Annotated in this window: 7 protein-coding genes; 5 read left to right on the top strand and 2 right to left on the bottom strand. The window is 62.3% G+C overall.

All coding sequences use genetic code 11. The features are described 5' to 3' along the window. Positions 1–678: hypothetical protein (locus VIH17_02965; protein ID HEY4682191.1), on the bottom strand; the 678-nt coding region annotated here is incomplete at its 3' end. Between the two features lie 554 nt (positions 679–1232). On the opposite strand from VIH17_02965, the gene VIH17_02960 reads away from it, so the two are divergent. After that, a complete protein-coding gene (locus VIH17_02960; protein HEY4682190.1) occupies positions 1233–1388 on the top strand; it encodes a hypothetical protein in 156 nt (51 codons plus the stop codon). A gap of 194 nt (positions 1389–1582) precedes the next feature. Here VIH17_02960 and serA read toward each other — a convergent pair whose 3' ends face one another. Continuing rightward, complete coding sequence (gene serA / locus VIH17_02955) at positions 1583–3235, bottom strand: phosphoglycerate dehydrogenase (protein HEY4682189.1); 1653 nt, start codon at positions 3233–3235, stop codon at positions 1583–1585. Positions 3236–3368: 133 nt separating this feature from the next. Here serA and VIH17_02950 point away from each other — a divergent pair, with 133 nt between their 5' ends. The 4 genes from VIH17_02950 (at position 3369) to VIH17_02935 (ending at position 7378) form a co-directional block, all read left to right on the top strand. Beyond that, entirely contained in the window at positions 3369–3818 is a 450-nt protein-coding gene (locus tag VIH17_02950; protein ID HEY4682188.1) for a GatB/YqeY domain-containing protein, read from the top strand. 274 nt (positions 3819–4092) lie between these two features. Next, on the top strand, positions 4093–4749 hold the full coding sequence (locus VIH17_02945; protein HEY4682187.1) for a hypothetical protein: 657 nt from the start codon (positions 4093–4095) through the stop codon (positions 4747–4749). A gap of 330 nt (positions 4750–5079) precedes the next feature. Then, the gene (locus tag VIH17_02940) at positions 5080–5493 is read left to right on the top strand and encodes a hypothetical protein (GenBank protein ID HEY4682186.1); all 414 of its coding nucleotides are present in this window, start codon (positions 5080–5082) and stop codon (positions 5491–5493) included. Positions 5494–5638: 145 nt separating this feature from the next. Further along, on the top strand, positions 5639–7378 hold the full coding sequence (locus VIH17_02935) for a DUF5916 domain-containing protein (GenBank protein ID HEY4682185.1): 1740 nt from the start codon (positions 5639–5641) through the stop codon (positions 7376–7378). Positions 7379–7857: the final 479 nt, after the last annotated feature.

Raw genomic sequence — 7857 nt, 5'->3', positions numbered from 1 at the left:
GAGCAGCAGGCTCGCCGGTTCAGGGACGGGCGCCACGAGAGCGTCAATCTCTCCCTCACCGGGCGAAGAGAACCCAACGACGTGATCCCCCGATGTCGCCATGAAGTAGGGATAAGCTTGCGAAAAACCCCATAGGGAGGTCAGGTTGTCTGAGATACCCACGAAAGTTGAAGTATCGGTGTCGAAGCCATCTCGGTAAATTGCCAAGATCGTGCCTTCTTCCCAGGGCCCTGAAGCTGAGGTCGCCCCCCAAATGATGAACTCAAGGTATTCCCCGGGATACTCACCGGCTGCGAGATCGAGATGGTCCAGTCCGGGAACGGCGAACACCTGGCTCAATGGGGTGCTTGAGGACCAGATGATCGCGGGATCGAATTGCAGCCAGAGGTGATCCGCAGCACTTGCGGCAGCGGCTGGCGATACGGCCGAACCAAAACAGGTTAGACTCGTAGGCCAGCAATTGGCGTAACCGGTAAGCCCAGTTCCCCCAGAAACATAGGCCAGCGGCGCGGCCAGTGGAGCGGTAGATTCGATAATCGTGAGGCTGCCCTCAGGGGTCAGACTAATGGTCTCGGCAAAGCTCTTTCCGGGCAGACCTACCAAGCAGAGGGTCAGGAACAGGGCTCCAAGGACAAACCCCACCCTGTGTTCCAAAGTGACATCGCGACACGGCTTCATAATCTTCTCCTTTGAATCCATACGGTCGCCCGACTTTGTAAATATTCGCAGCAGTTTTCGTTCCAGTTTTTGCCTTGAATAAAATAAAGGAGTTAGCCACTCCCCCGGGAGGCCACATCGCAAAGCCCTGCACATTCAGTGGCCCGATGTACCATCGGGCGCATGCCTGGGAATCAAACCTGTTCCTGCCCGGAGCACCAAGGGCTGAGCAGCCCGGCAGCCCCTTGAGAATGGCATGTGGGTCGGGTAGCTACCATCGAGTAGCACGACCAGCAAAATCAGGGGGAGCGTTACGCTGTGTTCGACGGTCAACCGTGATCGAGTAAAGGAGTTAGCGGCAGGCCAAAGTCCCGCCGAATTGCCTGGGCCGACTCAGGGGGAAGAACCATTACCGTGTCTTGGGTCGGGGCTGGCTAGGTGAGCTGACGCTTGCCGGGTTCTGTTCCTATGCATTGCCGCTCAATCCGACAGACACCCCCCGGATTTCTTGCCGACCCCACCTCGAATCGTATTGCCTCGGAAGAAGCATAGTGGTATAGAAGGCTCCGATTGTCTTGCTTCCTGTACGGATTCCTTTGAGACCAGGCGCGTCGCTGCCCAACCTGCGCGAAGAAGTGTACAAGACCGAGAACTACGACTGCCGCGAAGAGCTCAAGCGCCGCGAAGCGGTTGTCAAAGACCTCCTCGCCCGTCTGGCGCCGGAACCTTGACACCCAGAGACTTTCGCTCGGACGCTGCCAATCTCCACGCTTGGCCTATGGGGTTTACCCAAGTAAGTCAGTGAACTCTTCAACGGTCAATCCGGCATGACACAGAATCGCTCTCAACGTCCCGCGATCCAGTTCCTTAGATTGTAACCTGTCACCCTCAGTCGGGCAATGGACCCCCGCGTCTTGGCTGGTGGTCATGAGGGCACGGCTGTTCGCATGCTTGCTTCTGCGGTCGAGCCGGGCAAGCGCACCAGGCGCGCTTCGGTGACGGCGGCGATGCCGCGGATGGGCTGGAGGATGGAGTCGGGCACTTCGCCGTCGAGCCGCACTAGCGCGATGGCTTCGGCACCGCGCACGGCCTCGCGCCGGCCCAGGGCAAAGGTGGCGATGTTGATCTGCCGGCTGCCCAGGATGGTCCCCACCTGACCAATGACCCCCGGGACATCGCGGTTGCGCAGGAAGAGCAGCGTCCCTTCGAGCGGTGCTTCGAGTTCGATGCCGTCTATGGCAAGGAGGCGCGGCGAAAGGTTGTGCAGCACAGTGCCCTCCACGGCCAGCTCGCGGCTGTTCCCGATCGCATCCGGGGCCGCCCCCGGTGCCGTCGGGGCCACCGCCACCTCGAGCGTGTTGGGGAAACCGTGCTCCCGCCGGCGGGTGAGCTCTTCCACGACCAGCCCACGCGCTGCCGCCACGGTGCCGGCGTTGACCAAGTTGACCTTTTCATCGAGCACAGCGTTGAGCACGCCTTCGAGCACGGCATTCCGCAGAATGTGCGTGCCGAGTTCGGCGGGCTCGCCCGCGTAGCTGATGCGGATGCGGCCGATCGAGCCGGGCACCACCTGCGACACCAGCAACCCCAGGCGCTCGCCGAGCTCGATATACGGCCGGAGCCGCCGGTACTGTTCGGCCGAAAGGGTGGGCAGGTTGACGGCGTTGCGCAAGACGCCCTCGGCCAGGAAGTCGCGCACCTGCTGGGCGATCAGATAGCCCACTTCCTCCTGAGCCTCTTCGGTGGACCCGGCCACATGCGGCGTGGCGATCACGTTGGGCAGGCCCAGCAGGGGCGAGCCCCGCGGCGGTTCCTCGGCAAAGACGTCCAAGGCGGCCCCTGCCAGGCGCCCGGATCGGAGCGCCTCGGCGAGCGCTGTTTCGTCCACCAATTCGCCGCGGGCGGTATTGACCAGCCGCGCGCCGCGCTTCATCTGCCCGATGGTCGCGGCGTTGATTATCTTATCGGTGGCGGGACCGAGCGCGGCATGCAACGACACGAAATCCGACCGCGCCAGCAACTCGGCGAGCGGAACCAGCTCAGCGCCGACTTCCCGAGCGACCTTCTCGCTGATGTAGGGATCGCACGCGAGCACGTCCATCTCGAGCCCATGCGCCCGCCGCGCCACCTCGATGCCCACGCGTCCCAGGCCTATCAACCCAAGCGTTTTGCCGCGTAGCTCGATTCCCGCCGCTCCGCTCTTCTCCCAGCGGCCCGCGTGGACAGCGGCGCTCCACTGTGGCACCGAGCGCGTCAGCGCCAGGAGCAGCGCCAGGGTGTGCTCGGCCACGCTTACGGCGTTGCCGCCCGGGGTGTTCATCACCAGGATGCCCCGGCGGGTGGCGGCCTCGACGTCAATATTGTCCACGCCCACCCCGGCGCGGCCGATCACGCGCAAGCGTGGCCCGTGCCCGAGCAGCTCGGCGGTCACGTGGGTGGCGCTGCGCACGATCAGGGCATCGGCGTCGGCAAGTTCAACGGCAAGGGCGCCGCGGGAAGGCAGTGACACGAACCAGCCGGTGGCGTCGAGCAGGGCGAGGCCGCGCTCGCTGATTTTGTCGCCGAGGACGATTTTCATGGTTGCGAAGCAAGGTTATGGGAGCCGGGGAGCCCTGTCAAATCGCCATCGCCCCGCCGCGGCGGGCGAGAAGCGACCGGCGCTGGGCACCGGGCACCGGCCGCTGCTATGATGCTTCCGGGAGGAGGAAACCATGGGATTGGTGGATCGTATTCAGCAGGACCTGACCTCGGCCATGAAGACGAAGGATGAACTTCGGCTAAGCGTCCTGCGCATGATGAAGACGGCGCTCAAGAACAAGCAGGTTGAAAAAATGGCTGCGCTCGAAGATACGGAAGCGGCCCAGGTGCTCTCCACGCTCATCAAGCAGCGCCGGGATTCGATCGAGCAGTTCACCCGGGGTGGCCGCGCCGACCTGGCCGAGAAGGAACAGAAAGAAATTGCCATCATCGAACCCTATTTGCCGGCCCGAGCTTCCGACGCCGAAGTGGACGCGGCGATTGCCGCCGCCATGGCCGAGACGGGTGCCCGATCGCCCAAAGAGATGGGCGCGGTCATGAAAAATGTGATGGCGCGGTTGAAGGGACAATCAGTGGATGGCAAGGCGGTGAGCGAGCGGGTGAAGGCGAAGCTAAGCCAATAAACCGGAAAGAGAAAACCGAAAATCGAAAATCAAAAATCGAAACTCGAGGCCTCAGGAGCTAAAGCCTAGCTGCATTGCCGGCACCGGGCTTGTCGTTCTGAGCAAAGCTCTGCACCGCCCCCAAGCTTCGGGAGTGCGGGGCGGCGCGAGAAATCGCTGTGGGGTGAGCGCAGTCGAACGATCGGTGCCGAGATGCTTCTTCCCGAAGCTTGGCGACTGAGCATGACGACGGCAAAGACCTTGAGCAAGTCTTGAAAAGGCCGCTCTTTTCCTTATGGGCTTTCCTGAAAAAATTGCGGTTCGGTTTACTGAGGAAGAGGCCGACTACGTCAGCCTGCGGCCGATCCTGCGGCAGCCATTCACTGCCGAAGAACTGGTCGGAATGATCCTTACCGCCACCGGAAAACATCCCGAGCGCGTCCGCGAAATCCTGCATGCGGGCACGCTGGTTTACAACATGTATCGTTACTGGTGGGAGAGGCTGGAGGTGGAGCCGGAAGCGGTGGCGGAAATGCTCGCCCGCTTTCCCGATGCCGACCCGACGCGGGCGTTTCGCGCCGAGGAGTGCGTCGCGGTGCTGCTCGAAAGCGGCGGCCAGCCGTCGCGGGTCGCCGCGCCTGCCCTGAGCGCAGTCGAAGGGGCGACTTTCGAAGTCGGCCGGAATGTGGCCTCGCGCAAGCGCTTGTTCCGCTCACGCAGCTTCTGGGATTGCTTGCTGGAACTGGCCCGGGCGTCCCCCGAGGCGGGACCGGTTTATCAGGATTACTCCTATGCGCGCCGCGCCGACCTCTATGCGCTGTGGCTTGTTCCGGAACAAGTCGGGGCGCTGGCGGGCGAGGCCGCACGGCTGGCCACACGAGAGCTGCGCGCTCAATTGGGGCGCCTGCCGGAGACGACCCGCATCGTGTTTATCTGTCCCCGCTCCCGGTGATCTGGCGCGGGGCACTCTTGCTGAGATGATGTGCATGGGGACACTCTATCAAAGTGTCACCCATCATTCTGAACGAGCTCACGCGCCTGGCTTGCCCCGTCCGAACCGGCTGCCCCGCTGCCGCCCGCGGTAAACAAAGCCCTTTCCTTTCGTCTGTGATACCCGCGCCTGGCGATTCCGCGTCCGGCGAGCCCGACGACAACGCCCGAGGTTACTCTGGAGAGGTTTCTCGGCTGACCTCCCCCTTTGCTCTGTTAACATAATGGGGCCCTCTCGCGTCTAGGCCATCGTAGTTGAAGAGGTACAAGTCGTCAGCCCGAGGTGGGAACAGTGGGGGAGTGGAGCCCTAAGGGCGGCGCCATGGGCGCGGTCGTCATGCTGGGCATGTTGTTGGGGCCGCTGAACGCTCCCGGGGCTGCGCCAGACACAACTCCTGCACGCCCGCTGCTAGTTGTTCCGAAGGTTAGTCCTCCGCCAGGAATCGAAAACTTTCTGAGCATGGCACCCCAGGGCGAGGCTGCGGGACGATTGGCGATGGTGGAGGGCTTCATCCAGCGTCAACCCAAGGACGGCCAGCCGTCCACCCAGCGCACCGTCGTCTATCTCGGTTATGACGATAAGCACCTTTACCTGATTTTCGTTTGCTTCGACTCGGAGCCCCTCAAAATCCGTGCGCGTATGGGCTGGCGCGAAAGCATCTTGGGCGATGACAACGTCGGCGTGATCCTCGACACCTACTCATGACCAGCGGCGTGCCTACGCCTTCTCCGCCAACCCCCTGGGGATACAGGCCGACTCGCTCCAAACCGAGGGGCAAGGCGCTGACCTTTCCTTTGACGCGCTGTGGCACTCGCGCGGCAAACGCACCGGCCAAGGTTACGTCGTCTGGATGGCCATCCCCTTCAAGAGCCTGCGCTTCCCGTCCACCTCCAAGCAAACCTGGGGCATCATCTTCAACCGCGAGATCCCCCGCTTGAATGAAGACACCTACTGGCCCCACATCTCCAGCCGCATCGAGGGCCAACTGAATCAGTCCGGGTCGCTCGAGGGGCTGGAGAACATCTCGCCGGGGCGAAACCTTCAGATGATTCCCTACGGGGTGTTCCGCTCGTTTCGTGCGCTGGACACCCGCGACCCCCTGGCGCCGCGCTTTGTCCGCGAGCGAGCTGATTTCGACGCCGGCCTCGACGCCAAGTTTGTGTTGAAAGACAGCCTCGTGCTCGACGTGGCGCTCAATCCCGACTTCAGCCAGGTGGAGTCGGACGAGCCGCAGGTGACCGTCAACGAACGCTTTGAGGTGTTCTTTCCCGAGAAGCGGCCGTTTTTCTTGGAGAACGCCAGCTACTTTCAAACTCCCATCGCTCTCCTTTTCACCCGGCGGATTGCTGACCCGCAATTTGGGGTGCGGCTGACGGGCAAGGTGGGGCCGTGGGCGCTGGGGGCCTTCGTAATGGACGATGAGTCGCCCGGCAAGCGCGTGCCCCCGGGCGACCCTCTGCACGGCAAGCGGGCCTATTTCGGCATCGTGCGGATCAACCGCGATATTGGCCGCCAGTCCACTCTGGGTCTCATCTTCACCGACCGTGAATTTGAAAACAGCTTCAACCGGATCGGCGGCCTCGACGGACGGTTCAGGCTGGGGCAGAACTGGGTGGCGCGCTTCCAGGGGGTGGCCAGTTCGACCAAGTTTCCGGACGGCAACCGCCTGGCCGGGCCGGCTTATGACATCCAGTTGGAGCGCAGCGGGCGGCAGTTCTTCTACCTCATCGAATACAACGATCGCAGCCCTGGCTTTCGCACCCAGCCCGGGTTTCTTCGCCGGGCGGACTTCCGCCGCATCGGCCAATCCGTCGAGTATCAGTTCCGCCCGGAAGGCAAGCGCTTGATCTCCTGGGGCCCCAACTTCTTCATGCACCGCATCTGGGACCACAGTGGCACGCGCCTGGACTGGGCTTACCGATCCGGCGTCCGTTGGGAATTCACCGGGCAGACCTTTCTCAACTTGTTTGCTGATGCTCGGCGCGAACGCCTGCGGCCGCAGGAGTTCCCCGTGCTGGCGGAAAATCGTGACTTTGCCGTGAACTTCAAGGGCTTCTCTTTCCTCACCAACTACCTCCCCCAGGTCAGCTTCCGGGCGAACTATTTCTGGGGCACGGCCCTGAATTTCCTCCCTCCCGCGGGCCAGGAACCGGTGCTCGCCAACTCGTCAAACGGCGGCCTGGGATTCACCTTGAGGCCGATGACTGCCTTGCGAGTCGACAACACCTATCTCTTCACGCGCTTGACCGACCGCGCGAGCGGCGCCAGCATCTTCAACAACCACATCCTCCGCTCCAAGTGGAACTGGCAGTTCAACCGGGAGCTCTCCCTGCCGGTCATCCTCCAGTACAATGCCGTGCTCGCTCATCGCAAGCTGACCGCGCTCGAAACCACCAAGAATTTCAACGCCGACTTCCTCCTCACCTACCTGCTGAATCCGGGCACCGCGTTCTACGTCGGTTACAACAGCAACCTGCAAAACATTGATCTCGTCCCCACCGCAACCGGCAGCGAAATCGTCCGCACGGGCCGCTTCCTCAACGACGCCAAGGGATTCTTCGTCAAGTTTTCTTACCTCTTCCGCTTCTAGTGCCGTTCCAACTAATTGAGCAGAATAGCGAGCTGGAGCAACATAATTAGTCATGCGTGCTGAGTCCATGAAGAACTTAGCCCAAAATAGTTGGAACGGCACTAGTTCCTTTAAGCTTGCTGCACACCGGCTGGCCAGGCCCGCCGCGGCGAGCCTCGAAAGTGAGCCGCCAGCGAACTGGCGAGGAAAGCTGTTTCGCCTTGACGATCTTTGCGGGATAGTGTTACGTTTCGCGGCGTCTCGGGCGGATGGTTTCTGATTCCGCCGGCTGCGAGCGCCTGCCCTGAACCTTAGACGGTTCAGGGCCCGTATCGTTTCCATCGAAAGGCAAGACGCCAGGCAAGCCCGACTGCGGGCAAACTTTCTTAAGGAGGCATCATGGCTGAGCGTCCCCAAGCGGCGGCCCCCTTTCAGCCGTTCGTTCCCGCGCAAGTCACCCAGGCCGAACTCACCTTCCGAGCCGTTTTCCTGGGCGCTAT

The sequence above is a fragment of the Candidatus Acidiferrales bacterium genome (genome assembly GCA_036514995.1).
Classification (GTDB): domain Bacteria; phylum Acidobacteriota; class Terriglobia; order Acidiferrales; family DATBWB01; genus DATBWB01.
This window is presented reverse-complemented; position numbering and strand designations above follow the sequence as displayed.